Origin of the sequence: Kineococcus terrestris, assembly GCF_041020755.1 — a bacterium.
GTDB classification, from domain to species: domain Bacteria; phylum Actinomycetota; class Actinomycetes; order Actinomycetales; family Kineococcaceae; genus Kineococcus; species Kineococcus terrestris.
Genome location: NZ_JBEUEI010000002.1, coordinates 171,949 through 198,430, shown reverse-complemented (window position 1 = coordinate 198,430; position 26,482 = coordinate 171,949). Strand labels below are relative to the sequence as shown.

At 77.6% G+C, this 26,482-nt stretch carries 26 protein-coding genes and 3 tRNA genes; 24 read left to right on the top strand and 5 right to left on the bottom strand.

Annotated elements, in window-relative coordinates; translation table 11 throughout:
• Nucleotides 1-46: 46 nt before the first annotated feature.
• The 6 genes from AB8M62_RS02270 to AB8M62_RS02245 all read left to right on the top strand — a co-directional run bounded on the left by AB8M62_RS02270 (nucleotide 47) and on the right by AB8M62_RS02245 (nucleotide 4,233).
• A complete protein-coding gene (locus AB8M62_RS02270; RefSeq protein WP_373694832.1) occupies nucleotides 47-1,333 on the top strand; it encodes an Nramp family divalent metal transporter in 1,287 nt (428 codons plus the stop codon).
• 40 nt (nucleotides 1,334-1,373) lie between these two features.
• Nucleotides 1,374-2,174: a fumarylacetoacetate hydrolase family protein gene (locus tag AB8M62_RS02265; RefSeq protein WP_369068506.1), complete on the top strand. Its 801-nt coding sequence runs from the start codon at nucleotides 1,374-1,376 to the stop codon at nucleotides 2,172-2,174.
• A gap of 75 nt (nucleotides 2,175-2,249) precedes the next feature.
• Nucleotides 2,250-3,755, top strand: coding sequence for a glutamate--tRNA ligase (gene gltX, locus AB8M62_RS02260; protein WP_369053972.1), 1,506 nt, complete (start codon nucleotides 2,250-2,252; stop codon nucleotides 3,753-3,755).
• Between the two features lie 142 nt (nucleotides 3,756-3,897).
• Nucleotides 3,898-3,969 (top strand) — tRNA-Gln (locus AB8M62_RS02255).
• Between the two features lie 53 nt (nucleotides 3,970-4,022).
• Nucleotides 4,023-4,095: transfer RNA gene (locus tag AB8M62_RS02250), tRNA-Glu, on the top strand.
• A 65-nt stretch (nucleotides 4,096-4,160) separates the two neighbouring features.
• Nucleotides 4,161-4,233 (top strand) — tRNA-Glu (locus AB8M62_RS02245).
• Nucleotides 4,234-4,284: 51 nt separating this feature from the next.
• Here the strand turns inward: AB8M62_RS02245 and AB8M62_RS02240 are convergent.
• The gene (locus AB8M62_RS02240; RefSeq protein ID WP_369053973.1) at nucleotides 4,285-5,019 is read right to left on the bottom strand and encodes an IclR family transcriptional regulator; all 735 of its coding nucleotides are present in this window, start codon (nucleotides 5,017-5,019) and stop codon (nucleotides 4,285-4,287) included.
• Between the two features lie 71 nt (nucleotides 5,020-5,090).
• Between AB8M62_RS02240 and leuC the strand changes: the two genes are divergently transcribed.
• The 3 genes from leuC (at nucleotide 5,091) to AB8M62_RS02225 (ending at nucleotide 8,269) form a co-directional block, all read left to right on the top strand.
• Nucleotides 5,091-6,536 carry a 3-isopropylmalate dehydratase large subunit gene (leuC, locus tag AB8M62_RS02235; RefSeq protein WP_369053975.1) on the top strand — a complete coding sequence of 482 codons (1,446 nt, stop codon included), beginning with the start codon at nucleotides 5,091-5,093 and terminating at the stop codon, nucleotides 6,534-6,536.
• Between the two features lie 25 nt (nucleotides 6,537-6,561).
• A complete protein-coding gene (gene leuD / locus AB8M62_RS02230; RefSeq protein ID WP_369053976.1) occupies nucleotides 6,562-7,167 on the top strand; it encodes a 3-isopropylmalate dehydratase small subunit in 606 nt (201 codons plus the stop codon).
• A 409-nt stretch (nucleotides 7,168-7,576) separates the two neighbouring features.
• A complete protein-coding gene (locus AB8M62_RS02225) occupies nucleotides 7,577-8,269 on the top strand; it encodes an HU family DNA-binding protein (RefSeq protein WP_369053978.1) in 693 nt (230 codons plus the stop codon).
• Between the two features lie 65 nt (nucleotides 8,270-8,334).
• On the opposite strand, the gene AB8M62_RS02220 is transcribed toward AB8M62_RS02225, so the two are convergent.
• Entirely contained in the window at nucleotides 8,335-9,879 is a 1,545-nt protein-coding gene (locus AB8M62_RS02220) for a helix-turn-helix domain-containing protein (protein WP_369053979.1), read from the bottom strand.
• A 142-nt stretch (nucleotides 9,880-10,021) separates the two neighbouring features.
• Here AB8M62_RS02220 and AB8M62_RS02215 point away from each other — a divergent pair, with 142 nt between their 5' ends.
• Nucleotides 10,022-11,065, top strand: coding sequence for an NAD(P)H-dependent glycerol-3-phosphate dehydrogenase (locus AB8M62_RS02215; RefSeq protein WP_369068505.1), 1,044 nt, complete (start codon nucleotides 10,022-10,024; stop codon nucleotides 11,063-11,065).
• A gap of 26 nt (nucleotides 11,066-11,091) precedes the next feature.
• On the opposite strand, the gene AB8M62_RS02210 is transcribed toward AB8M62_RS02215, so the two are convergent.
• Nucleotides 11,092-12,321, bottom strand: a complete 1,230-nt coding sequence (locus AB8M62_RS02210; RefSeq protein WP_373694831.1) for a trans-sulfuration enzyme family protein — start codon at nucleotides 12,319-12,321, stop codon at nucleotides 11,092-11,094.
• 37 nt (nucleotides 12,322-12,358) lie between these two features.
• On the opposite strand from AB8M62_RS02210, the gene AB8M62_RS02205 reads away from it, so the two are divergent.
• Nucleotides 12,359-13,516, top strand: coding sequence for a D-alanine--D-alanine ligase family protein (locus tag AB8M62_RS02205; RefSeq protein WP_369068504.1), 1,158 nt, complete (start codon nucleotides 12,359-12,361; stop codon nucleotides 13,514-13,516).
• 9 nt (nucleotides 13,517-13,525) lie between these two features.
• Here the strand turns inward: AB8M62_RS02205 and AB8M62_RS02200 are convergent, their stop codons facing one another.
• Complete coding sequence (locus AB8M62_RS02200) at nucleotides 13,526-14,095, bottom strand: DUF3515 family protein (RefSeq protein ID WP_369068503.1); 570 nt, start codon at nucleotides 14,093-14,095, stop codon at nucleotides 13,526-13,528.
• Between the two features lie 8 nt (nucleotides 14,096-14,103).
• Between AB8M62_RS02200 and AB8M62_RS02195 the strand changes: the two genes are divergently transcribed.
• Nucleotides 14,104-15,108 carry a thiamine-phosphate kinase gene (locus tag AB8M62_RS02195; protein ID WP_369054014.1) on the top strand — a complete coding sequence of 335 codons (1,005 nt, stop codon included), beginning with the start codon at nucleotides 14,104-14,106 and terminating at the stop codon, nucleotides 15,106-15,108.
• Between the two features lie 75 nt (nucleotides 15,109-15,183).
• Here the strand turns inward: AB8M62_RS02195 and rpmB are convergent, their stop codons facing one another.
• Nucleotides 15,184-15,369 (bottom strand): 50S ribosomal protein L28, encoded by a 186-nt coding sequence (gene rpmB / locus AB8M62_RS02190; RefSeq protein WP_012084282.1) that lies wholly within the window; start codon nucleotides 15,367-15,369, stop codon nucleotides 15,184-15,186.
• Between the two features lie 178 nt (nucleotides 15,370-15,547).
• Between rpmB and AB8M62_RS02185 the strand changes: the two genes are divergently transcribed.
• From AB8M62_RS02185 to AB8M62_RS02130, 12 genes are all read left to right on the top strand, one after another.
• A complete protein-coding gene (locus AB8M62_RS02185) occupies nucleotides 15,548-16,759 on the top strand; it encodes a GGDEF domain-containing protein (RefSeq protein ID WP_369068502.1) in 1,212 nt (403 codons plus the stop codon).
• A gap of 41 nt (nucleotides 16,760-16,800) precedes the next feature.
• Nucleotides 16,801-19,077 (top strand): ATP-dependent DNA helicase RecG, encoded by a 2,277-nt coding sequence (locus AB8M62_RS02180; RefSeq protein WP_369053988.1) that lies wholly within the window; start codon nucleotides 16,801-16,803, stop codon nucleotides 19,075-19,077.
• Nucleotides 19,074-19,862 carry an ABC transporter ATP-binding protein gene (locus AB8M62_RS02175; protein ID WP_369068501.1) on the top strand — a complete coding sequence of 263 codons (789 nt, stop codon included), beginning with the start codon at nucleotides 19,074-19,076 and terminating at the stop codon, nucleotides 19,860-19,862. The genes AB8M62_RS02180 and AB8M62_RS02175 overlap by 4 nt, the downstream gene beginning before the upstream one ends.
• On the top strand, nucleotides 19,859-21,619 hold the full coding sequence (locus AB8M62_RS02170; RefSeq protein ID WP_369068500.1) for a DUF6297 family protein: 1,761 nt from the start codon (nucleotides 19,859-19,861) through the stop codon (nucleotides 21,617-21,619). The genes AB8M62_RS02175 and AB8M62_RS02170 overlap by 4 nt, the downstream gene beginning before the upstream one ends.
• Nucleotides 21,616-22,221 carry a 16S rRNA (guanine(966)-N(2))-methyltransferase RsmD gene (gene rsmD / locus AB8M62_RS02165; protein ID WP_369068499.1) on the top strand — a complete coding sequence of 202 codons (606 nt, stop codon included), beginning with the start codon at nucleotides 21,616-21,618 and terminating at the stop codon, nucleotides 22,219-22,221. The genes AB8M62_RS02170 and rsmD overlap by 4 nt, the downstream gene beginning before the upstream one ends.
• A 9-nt stretch (nucleotides 22,222-22,230) precedes the next feature.
• Entirely contained in the window at nucleotides 22,231-22,758 is a 528-nt protein-coding gene (gene coaD, locus AB8M62_RS02160) for a pantetheine-phosphate adenylyltransferase (protein ID WP_369068498.1), read from the top strand.
• 72 nt (nucleotides 22,759-22,830) lie between these two features.
• Nucleotides 22,831-23,439, top strand: a complete 609-nt coding sequence (locus AB8M62_RS02155; RefSeq protein WP_369053993.1) for an ATP synthase subunit B family protein — start codon at nucleotides 22,831-22,833, stop codon at nucleotides 23,437-23,439.
• Nucleotides 23,440-23,626: 187 nt separating this feature from the next.
• The gene (locus AB8M62_RS02150; protein ID WP_373694838.1) at nucleotides 23,627-24,208 is read left to right on the top strand and encodes a YceD family protein; all 582 of its coding nucleotides are present in this window, start codon (nucleotides 23,627-23,629) and stop codon (nucleotides 24,206-24,208) included.
• A 2-nt stretch (nucleotides 24,209-24,210) separates the two neighbouring features.
• On the top strand, nucleotides 24,211-24,414 hold the full coding sequence (gene rpmF / locus AB8M62_RS02145) for a 50S ribosomal protein L32 (RefSeq protein WP_369053995.1): 204 nt from the start codon (nucleotides 24,211-24,213) through the stop codon (nucleotides 24,412-24,414).
• A gap of 16 nt (nucleotides 24,415-24,430) precedes the next feature.
• Nucleotides 24,431-25,186 carry a ribonuclease III gene (rnc, locus tag AB8M62_RS02140; protein WP_373694830.1) on the top strand — a complete coding sequence of 252 codons (756 nt, stop codon included), beginning with the start codon at nucleotides 24,431-24,433 and terminating at the stop codon, nucleotides 25,184-25,186.
• An 18-nt stretch (nucleotides 25,187-25,204) separates the two neighbouring features.
• Nucleotides 25,205-26,179, top strand: a complete 975-nt coding sequence (mutM, locus tag AB8M62_RS02135) for a bifunctional DNA-formamidopyrimidine glycosylase/DNA-(apurinic or apyrimidinic site) lyase (RefSeq protein WP_369068497.1) — start codon at nucleotides 25,205-25,207, stop codon at nucleotides 26,177-26,179.
• Nucleotides 26,176-26,472 (top strand): acylphosphatase, encoded by a 297-nt coding sequence (locus AB8M62_RS02130; RefSeq protein ID WP_369068496.1) that lies wholly within the window; start codon nucleotides 26,176-26,178, stop codon nucleotides 26,470-26,472. The genes mutM and AB8M62_RS02130 overlap by 4 nt, the downstream gene beginning before the upstream one ends.
• Nucleotides 26,473-26,482 lie beyond the last annotated feature (10 nt).

Sequence of the window (26,482 nt, the reverse complement as noted above, 5' to 3'; positions counted from 1 at the left end):
GGCCGCACCGTCGCCGCGCCCGGCGCGGCCCGAGGGGGGAGCGAGCGTGGGAGCGGTGGAGGGTCCGGCGGGGCAGGTCGACGCGGGGGCGCGCCCGCGCCGCTGGCGGCTGGTCGGCCCCGGCATCGTGGTGGCCGCCACGGGTGTCGGGGCCGGCGACCTCGTCGCCACGCTGGTGGCCGGCGGCCGCTTCGGCTACGCGCTGCTGTGGGCGGCGGTCGTCGGCTGCGTCGTGAAGATCGTGCTGGCCGAGGCCGTCGGCCGCTTCCACCTGGCGACGGGCTCGACCCTGTTCGCCGGGTGGCGCTCGCTGGGGGCGTGGACGACCGCCTACTTCGGCGTGTACGTCCTGGTGTGGGGCTTCGTCTACGGCGCCTCGGCGATGACGGCCTCGGCGCTGCCGCTGGCGGCGCTGTTCGGCGGGGACCTCAAGCCGTGGGCGGTCGGCTGCGGCGTCGCCGGGCTGCTGCTGGTGGGGCTGGGCCGGTACGCGCTGTTCGAGAAGGTCGTGACCGTCTGCGTCGGCGTGATGTTCGTCGTCGTGGTGGGGCTGGCGGTCCTGCTGCTGGTCGACCGCGTCCCGGGCGCGGCCGGCGGGTTCGCCCAGGGCCTGCCGGAGGGGTCCACCGTCTACACGCTCGGCCTGATCGGCGGGGTCGGCGGGACCATCACGATGGCCGCCTACGGGTACTGGATCAACGCCAAGGGCTGGCGGGACAGCACGTGGATGCGCGTCATGCGCTGGGACAACCGGGTGGCGTACGCGACCACGGGCGTGTTCGTCCTGGCGATGGTGGTCGTCGGCGCCGAGCTGGTCCACGCGGTCGGCGCGGACATCACCTCCGGCGACGCGGGGCTGCTGGACCTCGACGAGCTGCTGCGCGAGCGCTACGGCGGCGTCCTGTCGTCCGCCTTCCTCGTGGGGTTCTTCGCCACCTCGTTCTCCTCGCTGCTGGGCGTGTGGAACGGGGTGAGCCTGATGGTGGCGGACTTCTGGGCGAACCTGCGCGCCCCGGCCGGGCAGGAGGCCAGCGCCCGCGTGGCCGACGGCACCGCCGAGCGCAGCGCGCCGTTCCGGCTGTTCCTGCTGTGGCTGACGTTCCCGCCGATCGCCCTGCTGTTCCTCGACGAGCCGTTCGGGCTGATCGTCGCCTACGGGGTGCTCGGCTCGTTCTTCCTGCCGTTCCTGGCGGTGACGCTCCTGCTGCTGCTCAACTCCTCCCGCACCCCGCGCGAGCACCGCAGCGGCCCGGTGAGCAACGCCGCCCTGGCCGCCAGCGGTCTGCTGTTCCTCGTGCTGTTCGTCGACCAGCTCACCGACCTGGCGGGGTGAGCGCGCGGCGCCCCCGGGCGCCGTCACTAGGGTGGGCGCCATGCGCATCGCGAGGTTCACGGCCGGCGGGTCCGACCCGCGCTACGCCGTCGTGGAGGGCCCGGCCGGCGAGGAGGAGCTGCTCGTCGTCTCCGGCGACCCGCTCTACACGCCGCTGAACCCGACGGGGGAGCGGGTGCCGCTGGAGGACGCGCGCCTGCTGGCCCCGGTCATCCCGCGCAGCAAGGTCCTGGGGATCGGGCGCAACTACGCCGCGCACGCCGAGGAGCTGGGCAACGAGGTCCCCGACGAGCCGCTGGTCTTCACCGTCCCCAACACCTCGGTGGCCGGGCCGGGCGACCCGGTGGTGGTCCCGGCGTGGGCGGGGGAGGAGCTGCACTACGAGGGCGAGCTGGCCGTCGTGGTGCGCCGCATCTGCAAGGACGTGCCGCGCGAGCGCTGGCGCGAGGTGGTCTACGGGTTCACCGTCGCCAACGACGTGACGGCGCGCAGCCTGCAGGGCCCGGACAAGCAGTGGTGGCGGGCCAAGGGCGCCGACGGGTTCACCCCCATCGGCCCGTGGATCGAGACGGAGCTGGACCCGGCTGACGTGCGCATCACCACCCGGCTGGTGGACGGCGAGGACTCCCGCCTCGTGCAGGACGGGCGCACCTCGCTGATGGTCCACGACCTGGGGGCGATCATCGCCCACGTCAGCAGCGCCATGACGCTGCTGCCCGGCGACGTGCTGCTGACCGGGACCCCCGCGGGCGTCGGACCGGTGCGTGCCGGGCAGCGCGTGGACGTGGAGGTCGAGGGGATCGGGACGCTGTCCAACCCGTTCGTCGCGCCCGGGCGCTGAGCCCGCCCGGGGGTGCCCGGCCCCCGGGCGCGCGCCCGGCCGCCGGCGCGGGGGCGGGCCTATCCTGGGCCGGCCATGACTGAGACGCCTGCTCCCGCCCCGACCGCCGTGCGCGTGCGGTTCTGCCCCTCGCCGACCGGGACCCCGCACGTCGGGCTGATCCGCACGGCCCTGTTCAACTGGGCGTACGCGCGCCACACGGGCGGGACGTTCGTCTTCCGCGTCGAGGACACCGACTCCGCGCGCGACAGCGAGGAGAGCTACGCGCAGCTCCTCGACGCGCTGCGCTGGCTGGGCCTGGACTGGGACGAGGGCCCGGAGGTCGGCGGCCCGCACGCGCCGTACCGGCAGAGCCGGCGCCGCGAGCTGTACGCGGACGTGGTGCAGCGCCTGCTGGCCGCCGGGCACCTGTACGAGTCCTACTCCACCGCCGAGGAGATCGAGGAGCGCCACCGCGCGGCCGGCCGGTCGACGGCGCTCGGCTACGACAACCACGACCGCGACCTGGCGCCCGAGCAGGTGGAGGCGTTCCGCGCGCAGGGCCGGCAGCCCACCCTGCGCCTGCGCGTGCCCGCCGACCGCGACTACTCCTTCGACGACCTCGTGCGCGGGCGCATCGAGTTCAAGGCCGGCTCCTTCCCCGACCCGGTCCTCGTGCGCGCCAACGGCGAGCCGCTCTACACGCTGGTGAACCCCGTCGACGACGCCCTCATGGGCATCACCCACGTGCTGCGCGGGGAGGACCTGCTCAGCTCCACCGGCCGGCAGCTGGCCCTGTACGACGCGCTCGTCGACATCGGCGTCGCGCAGGCGGTCCCGCGCTTCGGGCACCTGCCGTACGTGACGGGCGAGGGCAGCAAGAAGCTGTCCAAGCGCGACCCGGAGTCCAACCTCTTCCACCACCGCGACCGCGGTTTCGTGCCCGAGGGCCTGCTGAACTACCTGGCCCTGCTCGGGTGGGGCATCGCCGAGGACCGCGACGTCTTCACCGTGCAGGAGATGGTCGCCGCCTTCGACGTGGCCGACGTCAACGCCTCGCCGGCCCGCTTCGACGTCGCCAAGGCCGAGGCGATCAACGCCCAGCACCTGCGGATGCTGGCGCCGGAGGACTTCCGCGAGCGGCTGCTGCCGTACCTGCGGGCCGGCGGCGTGCTGGAGGGGGAGCCGACCCCCGAGCAGCGCGAGCGCCTGGCGCTGGCCGCCCCGCTCGTGCAGGAGCGCATGACGCTGCTGGGCCAGGCGCCGGGCATGCTCGGCTTCCTCTTCACCGCCGACGAGGAGGTGGCCCTGGAGGAGGACGCGCTGGCCGCGCTCAAGCCGGAGGCCCCCGCCGTCGTGGACGCGGCGCTGACGGCCCTGGAGGAGCTGCCGGAGTGGACGACGGAGCGGGTGGAGGCGGCGCTGCGCGCGGCGGTCGTCGACGGGCTGGGGATCAAGCCGAAGTTCGCCTTCGCGCCGGTGCGCACGGCGGTGACCGGCCGGCGGGTCTCCCCGCCGCTGTTCGAGTCGATGGAGGTCCTGGGCCGCGACTCCTCGCTGGCGCGGCTGCGCCGGCTGCGCGCTGTCCTCGAGCAGCGCTGAGGGGGCGCCGAGGACCGGCGCCGTCCCGGCTCCGGCCCTCGTCCGCCCCCGCCCGCGCGCGGCGGGGGCGGATTTGGGCGGCGGGCCGCGGCTGGGCTACAGTCGTCCTCGCCCGGGCGGTCCGCCGGCCGGGTGATCACCATGGGGTATGGTGTAATTGGCAGCACGACTGATTCTGGTTCAGTTAGTCTAGGTTCGAGTCCTGGTACCCCAGCGCGCGGCAGCGCCGATCACCGAGGAACGTCGACCGGTGCGCTGAGCAGCTAGGGCCCCGTTGTGTAGCGGCCTAGCACGCCGCCCTCTCAAGGCGGTAGCGCGGGTTCGAATCCCGTCGGGGCTACTCCAGCTCCCCACCTCACCGGTGGGGCCGCTGGCCCGGTCCGCTGCGGCGGACCGGATCGCTGGGGCCCCGTTGTGTAGCGGCCTAGCACGCCGCCCTCTCAAGGCGGTAGCGCGGGTTCGAATCCCGTCGGGGCTACGCGTCAGGCCCCCGGTCACCGACCGGGGGCCTTCGTCGTCCCCGGGCGCCTCACGGGCGCGCGGGCGCCGCCTCGGCGGGCCGCAGGGCGGCCGAGAAGGCCTCCGCGGTGCCGACCACGGCGTCGGCGTGCCGGCGGCCGGGGTGGCGGCCGAAGCGCTCGGCGGGCCCGGAGACCGACACGGCCGCGACCACGCGCCCCGAGGGCCCGCGCACGGGGGCGCTGACGGAGGCCAGGCCCGGCTCGCGCTCACCGCTGGAGTGCGCCCACCCGCGCCGGCGCACCCCGGACAGGGCGGCGGCGTCGAAGCGGGCGCCCAGCAGCTCCACCGACAGCCGCTCCGGGTCGTCCCAGGCCAGCAGGACCTGGGCGGCCGAACCGGCGGCCATCGTCATCGAGGCGCCCACAGGGACGGTGTCGCGCAGGCCGTGCAGCCGGTCGGCGGCCGCGATGCACACGCGGTGGTCGCCGTGCCGGCGGTACAGCTGGGCGCTCTCGCCCGTGGCGTCGCGCAGACCGCTCAGCAGGGGCCCGGCGACGGCGACGAGGCGGTCCTCGCCGGCGGCGGCCGCCAGCTCGGCGTGCCGGGCGCCGAGGACGAAGCGGCCCTGCAGGTCGCGCCCGACGAGCCGGTGGTGCTCCAGCGCCACGGCCAGCCGGTGGGCCGTGGGGCGGGCCAGCCCCGTGGCGGTGACGAGCTGGGCCAGCGAGGCGGGTCCCGCCTCCAGCGCCCCCAGGACGCGCACGGCCTTGTCCAGCACGCCGACTCCGCTACTCTTGTCCACGGACCGATACTGACGTCTCAGGACGTGAGACGCAAGGACCGCCCGGCGGGCGGGAGGACCGGAGGGGACCGATGGGACGCACACTGGCCGAGAAGGTCTGGGACGAGCACGTCGTCCGCCGCGGGGCGGACGGGGAGCCGGACCTGCTCTACATCGACCTCCACCTCGTGCACGAGGTCACCAGCCCGCAGGCCTTCGACGGGCTGCGGCTGGCCGGGCGCCCCGTGCGCCGGCTCGACCTCACCATCGCCACCGAGGACCACAACACCCCCACGGCGGGCATCGACCTGCCGATCGCCGACAAGACGTCGCGCACCCAGATCGAGACGCTGCGCCGCAACTGCGCCGAGTTCGGCGTCCGCCTGCACTCCCTGGGCGACGCCGAGCAGGGCATCGTCCACGTCGTCGGCCCGCAGCTCGGGCTCACCCAGCCGGGCATGACGGTCGTGTGCGGGGACTCGCACACCTCCACCCACGGCGCGTTCGGGTCGCTGGCCATGGGCATCGGCACCAGCGAGGTCGAGCACGTCCTGGCCACCCAGACCCTGCCGCTCAAGCCGTTCCGGACGATGGCGATCACCGTGAACGGGCGGCTGAAGCCGGGCACCACGGCCAAGGACGTGATCCTGGCCGTCATCGCCCGCATCGGCACCGGCGGCGGGCAGGGCTACGTCCTGGAGTACCGCGGCGAGGCGATCGAGGCCCTGTCGATGGAGGGCCGCATGACGATCTGCAACATGTCGATCGAGGCCGGCGCGCGCGCCGGGATGGTCGCCCCCGACGAGACGACGTTCGCGTACGTGAAGGGTCGCCCGCACGCCCCCACGGGCGCCGACTGGGACGCCGCCGTGGCGCACTGGCGCACGCTGCGCACCGACGACGACGCGGTCTTCGACGCCGAGGTCGTCCTGCAGGGCGAGGAGATCGAGCCCTTCGTCACGTGGGGCACCAACCCCGGCCAGGGCGTCCCGCTGTCCGGGTCCGTGCCGGACCCGCGGAGCATCGGCGACGACGCCGCGCGCCAGTCGGTCGAGCGGGCGCTGGAGTACATGGGCCTCGAGGGCGGCACCCCCATGCGCGACATCGCCGTGGACACCGTGTTCATCGGCTCGTGCACCAACAGCCGCATCGAGGACCTGCGCGCGGCCGCCGACGTCCTGCGCGGGCGCACCAAGGCCGAGGGCGTGCGCGTCATGGTCGTGCCGGGCTCGGCCCGCGTGCGGCTGCAGGCCGAGGCCGAGGGCATCGACGTGGTCTTCAAGGAGTTCGGCGCCGACTGGCGCCACGCCGGGTGCTCCATGTGCCTGGGCATGAACCCCGACCAGCTCGCCCCCGGCGAGCGGTGCGCCTCCACCTCGAACCGCAACTTCGAGGGCCGGCAGGGCAAGGGCGGGCGCACCCACCTCGTCAGCCCGCTCGTGGCCGCGGCCACCGCCGTGCGCGGCACCCTGTCCTCGCCCGCCGACCTGGAACCGCCGGCCGCGCCCGCGGCCGGCGCCCCGCAGCCCGTCGCCTGAGCACCCGCCCGAGGAGGAGCACACCGTGGAGAAGTTCACCGTCCACCGCGGCGTCGGGGTCCCGCTGCGGCGCACCGACGTCGACACCGACCAGATCATCCCGGCCGTCTACCTCAAGCGGGTCACCAAGACCGGCTTCGAGGACGCGCTGTTCGCCGCCTGGCGCGGCGACCCGTCGTTCGTCCTGAACCAGGACGCCTACCGCTCCGGGTCGGTGCTCGTGGCCGGCCGCGACTTCGGTACCGGCAGCTCGCGCGAGCACGCCGTCTGGGCGCTGCGCGACTACGGGTTCCGCGTCGTCCTGGCGCCCCGCTTCGCGGACATCTTCCGCGGCAACTCCGGCAAGCAGGGGCTGCTGACCGGGGTCGTCTCCCAGGAGGACGTCGAGCTCATCTGGAAGGCGCTGGAGGCGCGCCCCGGCACCGAGGTGACGGTCGACCTCCTCGAGCGCACCGTGCAGGTGGACGACTTCACCGCGCCCTTCGAGATCGACGACTACGTGCGCTGGCGCCTGCTGGAGGGCCTGGACGACATCAGCCTGACGCTGCGCCACGCCGACGCCGTGGAGGAGTTCGAGGCCGCCCGGCCGTCCTGGAAGCCGCGCACCCTGCCGGCCCGCACCGCCGGCTGAGGCCCGGCCCGGCAGGGCCGCGACCTCGCGCCCCGGTCCCCGCCCGACGGCGGGAGCCGGGGCGCTGCCGCGTCCGGACCCGTTGCGCCGCAACGGGTGCGCGCGCCGGGCGGCGGGCAGTCGTTGGGGGGCAACGGGCCCGCCGGCGCGCCGGGACGGCGGCGCGCGCCCCCGCCCGCGCGGCGCGCGGTGCCCGTCACCGGTTGCGGCGCAGCGGGACTGGCCGCCCGCGGACGCCGTGTCCCTGGTGGACGGCGGTGATCGGCGGTCGTACCGTTGCCCGCGTCGGGCTCCTGCTCGGCCTCGCAGCACCCGTCCGGACGGCCTGCGGGACAACCTGCCGGACGCACCGCTGCCCGCCCCGCCGCACGGCGCGGCGCTGCGGGGCACTCGCTGAGGAGGAGCACCCGTGAACAAGTCGGAACTGGTCGACGCGCTGGAGGAGCGGCTCGGGGGGCGCAAGCAGGCCACCGCGGCCGTGGAGGCGCTCGTCGACACCATCACCCTGGCCGTCGCCAAGGGCGAGAAGGTCGCCATCAGCGGCTTCGGCACCTTCGAGAAGCAGGCGCGCAACGCCCGCACCGGCCGCAACCCGCGCACCGGCGAGGCCGTCAAGATCAAGAAGACGTCCGTGCCGCGGTTCCGCCCCGGCACCGCCTTCAAGGAGGTCGTCGCCGACACCAAGGCGCTGCGCGCCTGGACGGCCTCGCTGAAGGAGAAGGGCGTCGCCACCGGCGCCGCCTCCCGCCCGGCCGCCGGCGCCGCGGCGCAGAAGGCCGCTCCCGCCGCGCGGGCCGCCACGGGCCGCACCAGCACCGCCACGTCCACCCGCCCGCCCGCCCGCACGGCCGCCGCGCGACCGGCCGCCCGCACCACGGCCACGGGCACCGCGGCGAAGACCACCGCCGCGAGGACGACGGCCGCGAAGACCGCGCCCGCCGCGAAGACCACGGCCGCGAAGACCACGGCCGCGAAGACGACCGCCACGAAGACGACGGCCGCGAAGACGACCGCGGCCAAGACGGCGACGGGCACCGCCACGACCGCCGCCAAGCAGACCACCGGCCGCGCCCCGGCCAAGCGGGCCGCCAAGAAGGCTTGAGGGCCCGCCCCGCACGACGACGCCCCCCGGCCGGACGGCCGGGGGGCGTCGTCGTGCGGAACCGCTCAGGCGTCGCGGAACGTCTCGATCTGCGCGCCCAGCGGCACGAGGCGCTCGGCGAGCTGCTCGTACCCGCGGGCGATGATGTCGACGTTGCGCAGCACCGAGGTGCCCTTGGCGGCGAGCATCGCCAGCAGCAGCACGACCGCCGGGCGCAGCGCCGGCGGGCACAGCACCTCCGCGCCCGACCAGCGCGTGGGGCCCTCGACGAGGACCCGGTGCGGGTCGAGCAGCTTCACGTTGGCCCCGAGCCGGTTCAGCTCCGTCAGGTAGATGGCCCGGTTGTCGTACACCCAGTCGTGCACCGTGGTGGCGCCCTCCGCGCTCGCGGCGATGACCGCGAAGAACGGCAGGTTGTCGATGTTCAGGCCGGGGAACGGCATGGGGTGCACCTTGTCGATCGGTGCCTTGAGCGCCGAGGGGTGCACCGTGATGTCGACCAGGCGCGTGCGGCCGTTGGCGGCCGGGTACTCCGGGGACAGCTCGTAGCGCAGCCCCATCTCCTCCAGGATCGCCAGCTCGATCTCGAGGAACTCGATGGGCGCGCGCGTCACCGTCAGCTCGGAGTGGGTGACGATCGCCGCGGTCAGCAGGCTCATCGCCTCGACCGGGTCCTCGGAGGGGGAGTAGTCCACGTCCACGGCGATGTCGGGCACGCCGTGCACGACGAGGGTCGTCGTGCCGATGCCGTCGATGCGCACGCCGAGCTTCTCCAGGAAGAAGCACAGGTCCTGGACCATGTAGTTCGGGCTGGCGTTGCGGATGGTCGTCACGCCGTCGCGGCGGGCCGCGGCCATGAGGGCGTTCTCGGTCACGGTGTCGCCGCGCTCGGTCAGCACGACCGGGCGGCGCGGGGCCACGGAGCGGTCGACGACGGCGTGGTAGTTGCCCGTGGTGGCGGTGATGCTCAGCCCGAACGGGCGCAGCGCCACCATGTGCGGCTCGACGGTGCGGGTGCCCAGGTCGCAGCCGCCGGCGTAGGGCAGCTGGAAGGTGTCGTGGCGGTGCAGCAGGGGCCCCAGCATCATGATGATGCTGCGGGTGCGGCGCGCGGTCTCGCCGTCCATCGCATCCAGGTCGAGGGACTCGGGGACGTCGAGGACGAGGTCGGACTCGTCGACCCACTCGTAGCGCACGCCGATGCTGGCGAGGACGTCGAGGATGCGGTGGATCTCCAGGATGCGGGCGACGCCGCGCAGCGTGGTGCGGCCGCGGTTGAGCAGCGCGGCGCACAGCAGGGCGACGCCGGCGTTCTTGCTGGACTTCACCGCGATGCTGCCCGACAGCTGGCACCCGCCGTGCACGCGCAGGTGCGTGGGGCCGGGGCGGCCGAGGGAGACGATGTCGTCCTGCAGGGCGTGGCCGATGCGCTGGAGCATCTCGATGGAGACGTTCTGCTGACCGGACTCCATGCGGTGCACGGCGCTCTGGCTGGTGCTCAGGCGCTCGGCCAGCTGGGTCTGGGTCAGTCCGCGGTGGCGGCGGGCGTCCCGGATGAGGGCGCCGACCTCGGTCAGGTGGTCGCTCACGGGCTCGGTGGAGACTGCCATGCGCGCCACCGTATCTCACATCTGAGATAATCCTGGCACCCGCGTCGGCGTGTCGGCTGGTCACTCACCGTGATGCCCGTGGGGGCCGCGGCGCGGTGGACCGGTGCCGGAGCACGCCCTCCCTGGTCCTAGCGTGGCAGCCGTGCCGCCTGTTCCCCGCCACCACCGCCCCTCCCACGCGCGTGTCGCGGTCCTGGGCGCCGGGTCGTGGGGCAGCGCCTTCGCGCTCGTCCTGGCCGACGCCGGCCGCGACGTCGTCGTGTGGGCCCGGCGCGCCGAGGTCGCCGAGGAGGTGCGCGGGCGGCACCGCAACAGCGCCTACCTCGGCGACGTGGAGCTGCCCGGCCGCGTCGACGCCACCGCCGACGTCGCGCGCGCCCTGGACGGCGCCGACCTCGTCGTCCTCGCCCTGCCCCTGCAGCGGCTGCGCGAGCACCTGACGGCCTGGCGCGAGCTGCTGCCGCCCGTGCCGCTGGTCTCCCTGGCCAAGGGCGTCGAGACCAGCACCGGCCTGTTCGGCACCGAGGTCGTGCGCGACGCCACCGGCGCCGGTCCCGAGCGCGTCGTGGCCGTCTCCGGGCCCAACCTCGCCGCCGAGATCGCCCGCCGCGACCCCGCCGCCGCCGTCGTCGCCTGCCGCGACGAGGCCGTGGCCGCCGCCGTCGCCGACGCCTGCGCCGCTCCCGCCTTCCGCCCGTACCTGTCCACCGACGTCACCGGCGTCGACGTCGCCGGGGCCCTGAAGAACGTCGTCGCCCTGGCCGTCGGCGTCACCGAGGGCGCCGGGCACGGCGCCAACGCCCGCGCCGCCATCCTCACCCGCGGCCTGGCCGAGACCACCCGCCTCGGCGTCGCCCTCGGCGCCCGCGAGGCCACGTTCGCCGGGCTCGCCGGCGTCGGCGACCTCGTCGCCACCTGCGGCTCGCCGCTGTCGCGCAACCACCGCGTGGGCACCGCCCTGGGCCGCGGCGCCGACCTGGGGACCGCGCTGGCCGCCGCGGGCGGCACCGCCGAGGGCGTGGCCAGCGCCCCGGCCGTCCTGCGCCGCGCCGAGCGCGCCGGCGTCGACCTGCCGCTGACCCGCGAGGTCGTCGCCGTCCTGCGCGCCGAGAGCACCCCCGCCGAGACCGCCGGGCGGCTGCTGGCGCGCGCCCGCACCCTCGACGGGCCCTGGCCCCTCGCCTGAGCGGCCGGGACCGGCCGGTCCCGGCGTCAGCCGCGCGGCGCCACCCGGTCCAGCGCCCGCGCCAGGTCCGCCCACAGGTCCTCGAGGTCCTCCACGCCCACCGACAGGCGCAGCAGGTCCTCGGGCACCACGCGCGGCTCCCCGGCGTGCCGGCGGCGCCGCTCCACCAGCGACTCGACCCCGCCCAGGCTCGTGGCGGGCACCCACAGCCGCACCGCGTCCACCACGGCGTCCGCCGCGGCCGCCCCGCCGGCCACCTCGATCGAGACGATCGCGCCGAAACCGCCCATCTGCCGGGCCGCCAGCGCGTGCCCGGGGTCCTCCGGCAGCGAGGGGTGGCGCACCCGCGTCACCGCCGGGTGCTCGCGCAGCCGCCGGGCCAGCTCCGCGGCGCTGGCCTGCGAGCGCTCCAGCCGCAGCGGCAGCGTGCGCAGCCCGCGCAGCGCCAGGAACGCCTCCAGCGGCCCGGGGACCGCCCCGTGCAGCGTGCGGTGCCGCAGCAGCGCGTCGCGGTGCGCCGAGCCCGCCGGCACCACCACGGCCCCCATCACCACGTCGGAGTGGCCCGAGAGGAACTTCGTCACCGCGTGCACGACGACGTCGGCGCCCAGCTCCAGGGGCCGCTGCAGCAGCGGCGTGGCGAAGGTGTTGTCCACCACGACGACCGCGCCGCGCTCGCGCCCGGCCGCGGCCAGCGCCGCGATGTCGGCGACCTCCAGCAGCGGGTTCGTCGGCGACTCCAGCCACAGCGCGACCGGTCCCTCGACCTCGGCCAGCACCGCCCGCACGCCGGCCACGTCGGTGATGTCCACGTGCCGCACCGCGACGCGGCCCTGCTCGGCCAGCAGCGCCGTCAGCGAGTGCGTGCCGTTGTACGCCCCGTGCGGCACCAGCACGGTGCCGGTCGCCGGCAGCAGGTGCAGCGCGGCGGCCACGGCCGCCATCCCGGAGGCGAACGTCAGCGCCTCACCGCCCTCCAGGGCGCCCAGCGCCTCCTCCAGCGCCGACCACGTCGGGTTGCCGAAGCGGCCGTAGCCGAGGGTCGGGCCCTGCGGCTCGCCGGTGTCCGTGGCGCCGGTGGCCAGCGAGCCGCCGCCCACGTACGTCGCCGACAGCGACACGGCCACGTTCAGCTCGGCGTCGTGGGCGCGCGGCGGGCGGCCGGCGACCACCGCGACGGTGGCGGGGGACAGCGGGCGCTGCCCGGGGACGTCCTGCGGGTCCTGCGGGTCCTGTCGTGGCTCCTGTCGTGGCACGGCAGGAGACAACCACACCGCCGGTAGGGTCCCCGCGATGACTCCCTCCGGCCCGAGCGCGAAGCCCCGCGTCGCCGTCCTCTTCGGCGGCCGCTCCTCCGAGCACGCCATCAGCTGCGTGACGGCCGCGAGCGTCCTCGCCGCCGTCGACCGCGCCCGCTACGACGTCGTGCCCGTCGGCATCACGCGCGGCGGGCAGTGGGTCCTCGTCGACGACGACCCCGAGCGCCTGCGCATCGTCGACGGCAAGCTGCCCGAGGTGCCCGCCGCCGGTGAGCGCGTCGCCCTCGCCCAGGACGTCGAGGCGCGCGCCCTGCACCGCCTCGACGCGCCCGCCGCCCGCGCCACCCCCGCCGACCTGGCCGTGGACGTCGTCTTCCCCCTCCTGCACGGCCCCTACGGCGAGGACGGCACCCTGCAGGGCCTGCTGGAGATGTCCGGCACCCGCTACGTCGGCTCCGGCGTGCTGGCCTCGGCCGCCGGGATGGACAAGCAGGCCATGAAGACCATGCTCGCCGGCGCCGGCCTGAGCGTCGGCCCGTGGTGGTGGGGCACCGCCCGGCGCTGGGAGACCGACCGCGAGGCCTGCCGCGCCGAGGTCGCCGCCCTGGGCCTGCCCGTCTTCGTCAAGCCCGCCCGCGCCGGCTCCAGCATCGGCATCAGCCGCGTCGACGAGCCCGGTCAGCTGGACGCCGCCGTCGCGGCCGCGCTCGAGCACGACCCGAAGTTCCTCGTCGAGGCGCGGGTGGCCGGCCGCGAGGTCGAGGTCGGCGTCCTGCAGGAACCCGACGGGACGGTGAGCGCCAGCCTGCCCGGGGAGGTCGAGGTCGTCGACGGGCGCGCCTTCTACGACTTCGAGGCCAAGTACCTCGACGCCGCCGCGGTCCGGATCAGCTGCCCGGCCGACCTGCCCGCCCACGTCACCGACGCCGTGCGGCGCACCGCCGTCGAGGTGTTCGCCGCGATGGGCGCGGAGGGCCTGGCCCGCGTCGACCTGTTCGTCGACGTCGACCCGGACGGCGACCCGGACGGCGGCGGCGGCGCGCGGGTCGTCGTCAACGAGATCAACACGATGCCCGGGTTCACGCCGACGTCGATGTTCCCGCAGCTGTGGGCGGCCTCCGGCGTCTCCTACGAGGAGCTGGTGGACCGCCTGCTGCAGCAGGCCCTGCACCGGCCCGCCGGGCTGCGCTGAGCGGTGCGCTCACAGGCAGGTGCGCGTCTGCCGGACCGCGCCGACCGGCCCGGCCAGGTCCACCAGCTGCGCCGTGGCGCTGCTGGCGCCGGCGGCCCCCGCGTCGCCGAAGCGGACGGTGACCTCCACGGCCGGCTCGCGCCCGTAGGTCAGGAAGCGCACCGCCCGGTCGCTGCGGGCGTCCACCACCCAGTCCACCGAGGACTCCGGGTCCGGGCCGACGGGCACGCACTCCTTCGTCGTGGGGCCCAGCACCTGCGCGCCGCAGCGCAGGACCACCTCGCGGCCGCCGGGGCCCTCCCACACCGCCACGCCCGCGGCGCCCTGCGGGACGCGCCCGAGCACGCCCAGGCTCGCCGGCAGCTCCTGCAGCAGCGCCGCGCACTCCGGGGCGCCCGCGCCCGGGGCGGCCTGGACGCCCGAGGTGCCGCTGCGGTAGGCCCACAGCGCGCCCGCCGCCACGGCGAGCACGACCAGCGCGACCCACAGGCGCAGGCGGGCCGGTGCGGGCGGGGTGCTCGGGGCGCTCGCGGCGTCCGCCCGGCCGGGCGCGCCGCCGCCGGGGGCCGGGGACGTCATCGGAGGGCATCGTGACACCCGCCGGGCCGCTGCTCGTCGGGGACCTCGACGAGCAGGGCCTGCTGGACCGGGTCGTGCCGCTGCTGCCGCGCGAGGCCCTCGTCGGCCCCGGCGACGACGCCGCCGTCGTCGCCGCCCCCGACGGGCGCGTCGTCGTGACGACCGACGTCCTCGTCGAGCACCGCGACTTCCGCCGCGACTGGTCCAGCGGCGCCGACGTCGGCTGGAAGGCCGTCGCGCAGAACGTCGCCGACGTGGCCGCGATGGGCGCGCGCTGCACCGGCCTGGTCGTCGCCCTCGGCCTGCCCGGAGACGTCGAGGTGGCGTGGGTGGAGGACTTCGCCCGGGGGGCCGCCGACGCCTGCCGGGAGCTGGGCGCCGTCGTCGTGGGCGGCGACCTGTCCGGCGCCGCCGAGGTCGTCGTCTCCGTCACCGCCCTCGGCGACCTGGGCGGGCGCGCGCCCGTGCTGCGCTCGGGGGCGCGGCCCGGCGACGTCGTCGCCCTCGCCGGGGAGCTGGGGCGCTCGGCGGCCGGCTGGCACCTGCTGCGCGCGCACGGGCCCGGCGGGCCGGACGGCGCCGGACACGGCGCCGCCGCCGGTCTCGTGAGCGCCCACCGGCGCCCGGTCCCGCCCGTGGCCGCCGGTCCCGCCGCCGCGCGGGCCGGGGCCAGCGCCCTCATGGACGTCAGCGACGGCCTGCTGCGCGACGCCGGGCGCACCGCCGCCGCCAGCGGCGCCGCGATCGACCTGGACCTGCGCGGCGGCCTGCTGGGCTCCTGGTCCGCGGCGCTCGCCGCCACCGCGGGGGTGGACGCCGCCACCGCCGACGGGTTCGTCCTCACCGGCGGGGAGGACCACGCCCTGCTGGCCTGCTTCCCGCCCGGGACCGCCCTGCCCGCCGGCTTCCGGGCCGTCGGCCGGGTCGCGGCCGCGGGCGCCCCGGCGGTCACCGTCGACGGGCGGCGCTGGGACGGGCCCGGCTCCGGCTGGGACCACTTCGCCCGCGGGTGAGCGGCGGGGCGGGCGGTCCCGGACGCGACGAGGGCCGCCCCCCGGGTGGGGAGCGGCCCTCGGCCGGTCAAGGGGTCAGCGGGTGACCTTGCCTGCCTTCAGGCAGGAGGTGCACACGTTGAGGCGCTTGGGGGACCCGTTGACGGTCGCCCGGATCCGCTGGATGTTCGGGAGCCACATCCGGTTGGTCCGCCGGTGCGAGTGCGAGACGCTCTTGCCGAAGCCAGGGCCCTTGGCGCAGACGTCGCAGGTGGCAGCCACGGGGAACTCCTGGGGTCGATCGGTGGGGTGTGCGCGCCGGCCCCCGAACGCTCGGGCGGGCGACGCGACGGTGCCCGGCCGTCCGGACACCGCGGACAACCATAGCCGAGGCGCGACCGTGCCCGCGAACCGCCCGTCCGGCCCTGCAGCCGGGCCCCGCGCCTGCCGATGGACGGACGTGGACCAGCCCACGACCCCGCGCGCCGGCGGCCGCCCGCGCTGGTGGACCCCGCGCGAGCCCGTGGCGGCCACCCGCGTCGTCGGGCTCCTCGCGCTGTGCGGCGCCGTCTACACCGTCGTCAACGGCCTCGTCTCGCCCGAGGTCCTCGGCCAGCGCCCCGGCGGCTGGGCCGCCACCGTCGGCGCGGCCGCGGTGATGGCGCTGGCCAGCGCCTGGCCCGTCGCCCGCCCCGAGCGCTGCCCCGGGTGGGCGGCCGTCCTGCTGGCCTCCGGCGCGGGCCTGCTCGTCCTCCTGCTGGACGTCTTCACGCAGGACACCTCCTTCGGCGCGCAGGTCTACCTGGGCTGGCCGGCGCTGTACGCCGCCTACCACCTGCGCCGCGCCGCGGCCTGGCTGCTGACCGCGCAGGCCGTCCTCGCCGACGCGGCCCTGCTGGCGGTGCTCGAGGGCACCGCGGCGGTGGCCCGCGACGTGCCCGCCCACCTGGCCACCTTCGCCGTCGTCACCGCGATGCTCACCGCCGCCCGCGACCGCACCGACCGCCTGGTGCAGCGGCTGCGCCACGACGCGGGCACCGACGCGCTGACGGGGCTGGCCACCCGCCGCGTCTTCGACGCCGTGCTCACCGAGCACCTGGCCGCCGGGCGCGCCTGCGGCGTCCTGCTCGCTGACGTGGACCACTTCAAGCGCGTCAACGACGTCGACGGCCACGCCACCGGCGACGCCGTCCTGCGCGCCGTCGCCGACCAGCTGCGCGCGGTGTGCCGCACCGGCGACGTCGTGGCCCGCTACGGCGGCGACGAGCTGGCCGTCGTCCTCGTCCACGACGAGCACGACCCGCACGGGCCCGGCGTCGGACCGCTGCGCGCCGACGCCCTGCACGCGGTGGCCGAGCGCTTCCGCGCCGGGGTCGCCGCCCTGCGCCTGCCCCGCTCGCCGCTGGCCCCCGCCGACGGCGTCGACGCGCTGCGCCCGACCGTGAGCGTCGGCCTGGCCGTCAGCGTGCCCGGGGACGCCGGGCACCCGCCGGCCCCGCACCAGCTCGTCGCGCGCGCCGACCAGGCCCTGTACGCCGCCAAGCGCGCCGGCCGCGACCGGGTCGCCCGCGCCGGGCACACCGCCGACGCCGCCGCTCCCGCTGCTCCGCGCGTGCCCGCCCCGGCGCCGGCGCCGGACGCGCCGCCGGTCAGCGCCCGCGAGCGCCGGTGAGCCGCACCGGGGCTGTCGGCGCGCCGCAGTAGCCTGCCCGCGTGGACGAGCTGGACGCACCGCTGTCCAGCCGCCTGGGCGCGCGCACGGCCGCGCTGCTGGCCGAGGAGCTGGGCCTGGCGACCGTGCGCGACCTGCTGTGGCACCTGCCCCGCCGCTACGTCGAGCGCGGCCAGGTCACCCCCGTCGGTGACCTGGAGGCCGGTGAGCAGGTCACCGTCGTGGCGCGCGTGCAGGAGGTCGCCGTCCCGCGGCCCATGCGCGCGCGGGCCGGCGCGCTGCTGCAGGTCACCCTCACCGACGGGCGCACCCCGATCGGCCTGACGTTCTTCGCCCGCCACGTCAACCAGTTCGCCCACCACCGCCGCGAGCTCGTGCCCGGGCGCACCGTCGTCGTCTCCGGCAAGGTCGAGCGCTTCCGGCACTCCCTGCAGCTCGCGCGGCCCGACTACCAGGCGCTGCCCGACGGCGTCGACGACGCCGGGGTCGTCGTCGACCGCCCCGTGCCGCTGTACGCGGCCACCGGCAAGGCGGCCAGCTGGAAGGTCGAGAAGGCCGTGCGCGCCGTCCTGGACCCCCTCGACGAGCGCGCCGACGGGATCCCCGACGTCCTGCCGCCCGAGCTCGTGGCCCGCCACGGCCTGCTGGGCCCGCTGGCCGCGCTGCGCGCCGTGCACGCCCCCGACACCCGCGAGCACCTGGCGGCCGGGCAGCAGCGGCTGCGCTACGAGGAGGCCTTCGTCCTGCAGACCGCCCTGGCGCAGCGGCGCCACGAGGCGGCCGCCGAGCGCGCCGTGGCCCGCCCCGGCCGCGCCGGCGGGGCGCTGGACGCCTTCGACGAGCGGCTGCCGTACCCGCTGACGGCCGCGCAGGCGCGCGTGGGCGAGGAGGTCGCCGCCGACCTGGCCCGCGACCACCCCATGCAGCGCCTGCTGCAGGGCGACGTCGGCGCCGGCAAGACCCTCGTGGCGCTGCGGGCGATGCTGCGGGTGGTCGACTCCGGCGGCCAGGCCGCGCTGCTGGCCCCCACCGAGGTGCTGGCCTCCCAGCACCTGCGCTCGCTGACCGCCGCGCTGGGCGACCTGGCCCGCGGCGGGCTGCTCGGCGGCGACGAGCGCGGCACCCGCGTCGTGCTGCTGACCGGCTCGCTGGGGGCCGCGGCCCGGCGCGAGGCGCTGCTGGCCGCCGCGAGCGGCGAGGCGGGCATCGTCGTGGGCACGCACGCCCTGCTGCAGGAGCACGTGCGGTTCGCCGACCTGGGTCTGGTCGTCGTCGACGAGCAGCACCGCTTCGGCGTCGAGCAGCGCGACGCGCTGCGCCGGCGCGGCGGGCGCACCGCCCACCTGCTCGTCATGACCGCCACCCCCATCCCGCGCACCGTCGCGATGACCGTCTTCGGGGACCTGGAGACCTCCGTCCTGGACGAGCTGCCGCCCGGGCGCGCCCCCGTGACCACCACCGTGGTGCCGCTGCAGCGCACCTCCTGGGTCGACCGGGTGTGGGAGCGCGTCGCCGAGGAGGCCGCGCGCGGCCGGCAGACGTACGTGGTGTGCCCGCGCATCGGCGAGGAGCCCGGCGACGACGGCCCCGCCGCCGCCCCGGCGGCCCCCGCGGACCCGGCCGCGGGGGACCTGGAGCCGGGCACCGACGCGCTGTGGGAGGAGCCGCCGGAGGAGGAGCCGCCCGCCGGGGACGCCCAGCGCCCCGCCGCGGCCGTCCTCGACGTCGTGCGCACCGTGCGCGAGCACCCGGCGACCAGCGGCCTGCGCACCGAGGTGCTGCACGGGCGCCTGCCCGCCGCGGAGAAGGAGGACGTCATGCGCCGCTTCGCCGCCGGCGAGGTGGACGTCGTCGTCGCCACCACCGTCGTCGAGGTCGGCGTCGACGTGCCCACCGCCTCCGTCATGGTCGTCGTCGACGCCGACCGCTTCGGCATCTCCCAGCTGCACCAGCTGCGCGGGCGCATCGGCCGCGGCGGCCTGCCCGGCACGTGCCTGCTGCTGACCGGCGTGGAGGAGGGCTCGGCGGCCGGGAAGCGCCTGAAGGCGCTGGCCGCCACCACCGACGGGTTCGCCCTGGCCCAGGTCGACCTGGAGCAGCGCCGCGAGGGCGACGTCCTGGGCGCCGCGCAGTCCGGGCGGCGCACCTCCCTGCAGCTGCTCAGCGTGCTGCGCGACGCCGACGTCATCGCCGAGGCCCGCCGCGACGCCACCGAGCTCGTCGAGCGCGACCCGGCGCTGACCGGGCACCCGGCGCTGGCCGCGGCCGTCGCCGAGCGCGTCTCCGGCGACACCGAGCGGTTCCTGGAGCGCGCGTGAGCACCCGCGCCCCGCGCGCCGCCCGCGCGGCGGAGGCGTCCGGGGCGTCCGGGTCGTCCCGGGCGTCGGGGACGGGGCCGCTGCTGAGCCTGCGGGAGCTGTCCGTCGGCTGGAGCGCCGAGCCGGTGTGCGCCCCCGTCACCGTGGACGTCGCGCCCGGGGAGGCGGTGTGCCTGGTCGGCGCCAACGGCGCGGGCAAGTCCACCGTCCTGCGCGCGGTCGCCGGCCTGCTGGAGCCGCTGGCCGGGCAGGTCCTGCTCCAGGGGCAGCCCGTCGACGAGCGCTCGGCGTCCTTCCGCCGCCGGGTGGCCTGCGTCTTCGACGAGGACGCCTGGTTCGCCGAGCTGTCGGTGGCCGAGCACCTGGAGCTGGTCGCCCGCGGCCACGGCGTGCGCGACGTGGCCGCCGTCGTGGACGCCGAGCTGGCCGCGCAGCGGCTGACCGGGGCCGCCGACCAGCTGCCCGTGTCGCTGTCCAGCGGGCAGAAGCGCCGCCTGCTGCTGGCCGCCGCCCTCGTGCGCCCGCGCGCGCTGCTGCTGCTCGACGAGCCGGAGCAGCGCCTGGACCCGCCCGGGCGCGCCGCCCTGCTGGAGCGGCTGCGCGCCGAGCGGGACGCGGGCACGGCGCTGCTCGTGGCCACCCACGACACCGTCCTGCTGCGCGGCCTGGCCGACCGCGCCGTCGTCGTCGACGACGCGGCGGACGCCGGGGACGGCGGGCCCGCCGGCTGCCGGGTCGTGGACGCCGAGGAGGCCGCCCGCGTGGTCTCGGACCCGGTCGCGTGAGCGCCCGCACCGGCTCCGCGACCGGCTCCGCGACCGGCTCCGCGACCGGCTCCGCGACCGGCTCCGCGACCGGCTCCGCGACCGGCCCCGCGACCGCCCTGCCCGGTCCCGCCGCGGGCGCCGCGCTGCCCACCCGCCGCGACCTGGTCCGCGAGGCGAGCCCCGCGCGCGCCCTGCGCGGGTTGCGCACCGCCGTCACCGACATGTACACGACGGTGCTGGAGGTCGCCATCGCCACGCTCCTGCTGCTGGGGGCCAGCTCCTCGCTGCGCCAGGCGCTGCAGCGGGGTCTGGCCGAGCCGGCCGCCGGACCCGGCCCGGTGACCAGCACCTCCGCCGTGGCGGCCGCCGCCGGGCTGGCCGTCGCCGCCGTCCTGCTGCTGCTGGCCGGGCTGTGCCGGCTGGGGCCGGTCAGCCTGCCCGCCGCCCCGACGGCGTGGTGGACGCCGCTGCCGGTGGCGCGCGGGGCGCTGCTGCGGCCCGTCGTGCGCCGGCGCGCCGCCGCGCTGGCCGCCGCCGGGGCGCTGACGTGCGCGTGGGCGGCCTCGGTCGCCCTGGGCGCCACCGGGACGGCCGGCGCGGGGACGGTCGTCGCCGCCGTGGCGGGGGCGGCCGTGCTGGGGGCTGCGCTGGCCGCCGGGGGTGCGGCGCTGCTGCTGCCGGTGCTCGTGCGGCACCCGGCGCGCGCATCCACGCCGCGGCTGCTGCGGCGCGCGGCCGCCCTGGACGCTGCCGCCGCGGTGCTCGTCGTCCTCCTGGCCGTCTCGGCGGCGGCCGCGGTGCCGGTGGCGTCCGTGCCGCCCGCCGCGCTGGCCGTCCCGGCGGCCGCGGCGGCGCTGGCCGCGCTGGTCGCCCTGGCCGGTCCCGGCCGGCGCGCGCACCGCGACGTGGCCGGCACCCCGGCCGCGGCGCTGCGCCGCGGCTCGGCCCGCCTGACCCGGCTGACGGCCTCGCTGCTGCAGCTGGACCTGCGCGAGACGGGTCGGGCGCTGGCCGCCGACGGTCCCCCCCGCGTCCGCTCCGCCCGCCCGGCCGGGCGGCGGGCGCCGCGCGTGCGCGGGCCGCTGGGGGCGGTGCTGACCGCCGACCTGCTCCTGCTGCGCCGCCAGCCGCGCCGGCTCGTGACGGCCGCCGTCCTGGTCCTCGTGCCGCTGGTCGTGGCGGCGGCCACCTCCGCCCACCCGGGTGTCGTGGCGCTGCTGCTGTGGGCGGCCGGGTACGCGGCCGCCACCACCCTGTCCGAGCCGGCCCGCAGCGCGGTCCTGGTGCCCGCGGCGGTGCGCGCCCTGCCGGTGGACGCCCGCGCCGTCGTCCTCGTGCGGCTGCTGCCGGTGGCCGCGCTGTGCGCGCTGTGGGGCGCGCTGGCCGTGCCGCTGGCCGCGACGACGTCGGGGCTGGTCACCGCGGGCGGTCCCACGGCCTGGTGGGCGTGGGCGCTGCTGGGGGCGCTGGCCGGGCCCGGCTGGGCGGCCGCGGCCCTGCGCGGGGCGCTGCGCCCGGACCCCGACCTGTCGCGCCCGCAGGTCGTCACGGCGATGGGCGCCGTGCCCACCGCCGCCGTGGCCGCGGTCTCCACCGGCCCGGACCTGGCGGTCCTGGCGACCCTGCCGCTGCTGCTGGCCCTGCTGGCCGGCGGCGCCGTCGGCCTGGTCGTGGAGGGGCAGGTGGTCGCCACGCTGGCCGCGGTGGCGATCGGCTGGGGCTACGCCGCCGCGCGCGCCCGGGCCCGCGAGCCGCGCGCCGGGGCCGCCGCGTGACGCGGATCGTCGCCGGGGCGGCCGGCGGGCGGCGCCTGAAGGTGCCGCCGGGGCAGACCACCCGGCCCACGAGCGACCGGGTGCGCGAGGCGCTGTTCTCCGCGCTGGAGGCTGCCGGCGCCGTCCGGGGCGCGCGCGTGCTCGACCTGTACGCCGGCTCGGGCGCGCTGGGCCTGGAGGCCGCCAGCCGCGGTGCGCAGCGCGTCGTGCTCGTCGAGGCCGACCGCCGGGCCGCGCAGGTGGCGCGCGCCAACGCCGCGGCCCTGGCGCTGCCGGGGGTGCGGGTCGTCGCCGACCGCGTCGAGCGCCACCTGGGCGCCGCGGCGGCGGCGGGGGAGCGGTACGACCTGGCCCTCCTGGACCCGCCCTACCCCCTGGGCGAGGACGAGCTGGCGGCCGTCCTGGCCGCGCTGGCGCCCCTGCTGGCCCCCGGCTCGACCGTCGTCGTCGAGCGCAGCAGCCGCTCCCCGCGCCCGCGCTGGCCGGCCGCGCTGGAGCCCGGCCGCGAGCGCCGCTACGGCGAGACGGCGGTGTGGACGGCTCACCTCCCGGGCGACGACGACGGCGGGGGAGCGGGCGGGGACGGGCCGGTGGGCGGCTAGGGTCCGCGCGTGGACGCCCCTCCCGCCCGCCGCTGCGTGTGCCCCGGCAGCTTCGACCCGGTCACCGTCGGCCACGTCGACGTCGTGCTGCGCGCCGCGGCGATGTTCGACGAGGTCGTCGTCGGGGTCGCCACCAACCCCGCCAAGCGCGGCCTGTTCGACGGGCCGGAGCGCGTGGCCCTGGTGCGCGAGGCGCTCGAGGCCTCCGGCGACCCGCGAGCGGCCCGGGTGCGGGTGGAGGAGTTCGCCGGCGGCCTGCTCGTCGAGCACTGCCGCCGGGTCGGCGCCGACGTCGTGGTCAAGGGCCTGCGCGGTGGCACGGACTACGCCTACGAGCTGCCGATGGCGCTGATGAACCGGCACCTGGCCGGTGTGGAGACGGTGTTCGTCGTCGGCGACCCGCGCTTCGAGCACGTGTCCTCCAGCCTGGTCAAGGAGGTCGCCCGCCACGGCGGCGACGTGCGCGACCTCGTCCCGGCCGCGGTGCACGGGCCGCTGCTGCGGCGCCTGGGTGGCGTGGACGACGCGGCCGGCTGAGCACCCGTCCGGGCGTGGGCGGGGCCCCGCCGCGGGCGGCGGCACGGCAGGATGGGCCGGTCCCGGTCGTCCGTGAGGAAGCAGGTAGTCGTGGAGGTGCACGAGAAGCTCGGCGAGCTCGCCGCGCTCGTGTCGGGGGCCCGGGCGGTCCCGCTGTCCTCGTCGGTGGTCGTCGACCGCGAGCAGGTGCTGCGGCTGGTCGCCGAGGTGCGCCGGCTGCTGCCGGCGGAGGTCCAGCAGGCCGGTGACGTGCTGGCGCAGCGCGACGAGGTGCTCGAGGCGGCCCGCGAGCAGGCCGACCACGTGCTGGCCGAGGCGCGCGCCCGCGCCGAGGAGCTCACCGACTCCCAGGCCGTCACCCGCGCGGCCCGCGAGCGCGCCGAGCACATCGTCACCACGGCCCGCGAGGAGGCCCACCGGCTGCGCGTGGACGCCGACGCCTGGTGCGACGGCAAGCTGGGCGACTTCGAGGAGGAGCTGGAGCGCCTGCAGCAGCAGGCCCGCCGCGGCCGCGAGCGGCTGAAGGTCCGCACCCCGGGCGAGGACCCCGCCGCCGGCGGCACCGGGGCGGCCGACGGCGCGGCGGCACCCGGTGCGGCACCCGGCGCGGCGCCCGCGGCCGCCGCGGAGGGGGGCGCCCCGGCGGCCCCGCGGCCCGGGGGCGCCAGCCCTGCCCGCTGAGCCCCCGCGGTGCTCGCGGCGGCGACCGCGGGGGTGCTCGCGGCGGCGATTGGGTGAGCGGGCACCTGCTCGGCTACCCTTGACCCCGGCCTCGACGCCCGTGGTGCTCACCGCGCGCGGCGGGGCCGACTGGCGCGTCCCGCGCGCCACCCGCAGTCGTCGTCTGGAGGACGGTTCCGTGAGCAAGGTGCAGGAGGGTCGGCTCGACCCGTCCGCGCCGCTGGTGCTGTCCACGCACGAGCTGGGGCGGCGTCCCGGGTCGATGCGCACGTACACCGCCACCGTGCCCGCGCCCGCCGACCTCGGCATCGCCGTCATCGGCGTGCCGGAGGGCAGCGACCTCCACCTCGACCTCCGCCTGGAGGCCGTGATGGAGGGGGTGCTGGTCTCGGGGACGGTGCGCGCGACGGCCGTGGGCGAGTGCGTGCGCTGCCTCACCGAGGTGACCGAGGAGGTCACCGTCGAGGTGCAGGAGCTGTTCGCCTACCCCGGCCGCACGCCCGCGGAGGTCGCCGACGAGGAGGACGAGGTCCGCGAGGTCGCCGCCGGCGAGCTCGTCGACATCGAGCCCGCCGTGCGCGACGCCGTCGTGCTGGAGCTGCCGTTCCAGCCGGAGTGCGGCGGCGTGTGCCAGCAGGACTGGGAGATCGGGGTCTCCGAGCAGGCCCCGTCCCCCGACCGACCGGCGGACCCGCGCTGGTCCGCCCTGGAGGGCCTGCTCGCGCAGCAGCCCGACGAGAACCCGTCCGGATCGAGAGAGAAGAGCTGACCGTGGCCGTCCCGAAGCGGAAGATGTCCCGCAGCAACACGCGGTCGCGCCGCGCGCAGTGGAAGGCGTCGGAGGAGACGCTGGTCCGCAGCACCCAGCGCGGCCAGGCCGTCTACGCGCGCCCGCACCAGGCCCGGGTCGTGACCGACTCGGCCGGCACCCCGCTGTACCTGGAGTACAAGGGCCGCAAGGTCAAGGACCTCTGAGCTGAGCTCGGAGGAGGTGGTCGGCTCCCGGCCGGCCGGCGTGCGCAACCACGTGGACGCCGACCGGCTGGAGGCCGACCTCGGCGTGTCGATCGACCGCCAGCTGCTCGTGCAGGCCTTCACCCACCGCTCGTACGCGTACGAGCACGGGGGGCTGCCGACGAACGAGCGGCTGGAGTTCCTCGGCGACGCCGTGCTGGGCCTGGTCGTCACCGACGAGCTGTACCGCCGCTTCCCCGACGTGCCCGAGGGGCGCCTGGCGAAGCTGCGGGCGTCCGTGGTGAACATGCGCGCCCTGGCCGACGTGGCCCGCGGCCTGCGGCTGGGCGACTCGGTCCGGCTGGGCAAGGGCGAGGAGACCACCGGCGGCCGGGACAAGTCCTCCATCCTCGCCGACACGCTCGAGGCGGTCATCGGCGCCGCGTACCTGTCGCTGGGCCTGGACACCGCGCGCGCGTTCGTGCTGCGGCTGGTGACCCCGCTCGTGGAGGCCTCCGAGCGGCTGGGCGCGGCCGGCACCGACTGGAAGACGGCCCTGCAGGAGCTGACGGCGTCCTCGGGCCTGGGCGCCCCCTCGTACGTGGTCACCGACTCCGGTCCGGACCACGCCAAGAGCTTCCGCGCCGAGGCCGTCGTCGCCGGCACCCCGCTGGGCGAGGGCGCCGGGCGCAGCAAGAAGGAGGCCGAGCAGCAGGCCGCCGCGGCCGCGGTGAGCAGCCTGCGCGAGGCCGGGGCCGCGCGCTCCGTGCGCGACGAGCCCGCCGAGCGCTGAGGCGCCCGACGACGCGCCGTGCCCGAGCTGCCCGAGGTCGAGGTCGTGCGCCGGGGCGTGGCCCGCTGGGTCGCCGGCCGCGAGGTCCGCTCCGTGGAGTTCCGGGGCGAGCGGGTGGTGCGCCGGCACACCGCCGGGCCCGCCGACGCCGCCGCCCGCCTGGAGGGCACCGTCCTCGCCGACGCCGCGCGGCGCGGCAAGTACCTGTGGCTGCCCCTGGCCGTGCCCGGGCGGCCGGGGGAGCCGGGCGGCGCCGGGCCGACGGGGGAGGCCCTCGTCGTGCACCTGGGCATGAGCGGTCAGCTGCTCGTGGAGGCCGAGGACGCCCCCGAGGAGAAGCACCTGCGCGCCCGCTGGCGCTTCACCGACGGCGGCCCCGAGCTGCGCTTCGTGGACCAGCGCACCTTCGGCGGTGTCGCCGTCGTGCCGCTGGCCGAGGACCCGTCCGCCGTGGCGGGGGCGCCCGCGGGCCGCTGCGAGCACCCGGACGCCCCCTGGGCGGCGCTGGTGCCGCAGCCGGTGACGCACATCGCCCGCGACCCGCTGGACCCGGCCTTCGACGACGCCGACCTGGCCCGGCGGCTGCGCGCGCGCACCACCGAGGTCAAGCGCGCCCTGCTGGACCAGACGCTGCTGTCGGGCGTGGGCAACATCTACGCCGACGAGGCGCTGTGGCGGGCCCGCCTGCACGGCGCCCGGCCCACCCGCACCCTGCGCCGCGCCCAGGTGGACCTGCTGCTGGCCGGGCTGCGCGAGGTGATGAGCGCCGCCCTGGCGGCGGGCGGCACGAGCTTCGACTCCCTGTACGTCAACGTCAACGGCGCCAGCGGCTACTTCGACCGCTCCCTGGCCGTCTACGGGCAGGCGGGCCGCCCCTGCCCGCGGTGCGGGTCGACGGTGCGCCGCGACACCTTCATGAACCGCTCGTCCTTCACCTGCCCGGGCTGCCAGCCGCGCCCGCGCGGCACCGGCGCCCGGGCCAGGACCGCGTGAGCGGCGACGGCGCGGCCGAGCGCGTGACGGTCTTCGTCTCCGGGACCGTGCAGGGCGTCGGCTTCCGCTGGTGGGTGCGCTCGCAGGCGCTGGAGCTCGGCCTGGCCGGCAGCGCGGCCAACAAGGGCGACGGGCGGGTGGAGGTCGTGGCCGAGGGCCCGCCGCCCGCGCTGGCCGAGCTGCTGTCCCGGCTGCGCGCGGAACCGTCGGCGCACCGGCGCCCGGGGCGCGTCACCGCGGTCGTGGAGCACCGCACCGCCGCCCGCGGGGCCCGCGGGTTCGAGACCCGCTGACCCCGCGCGG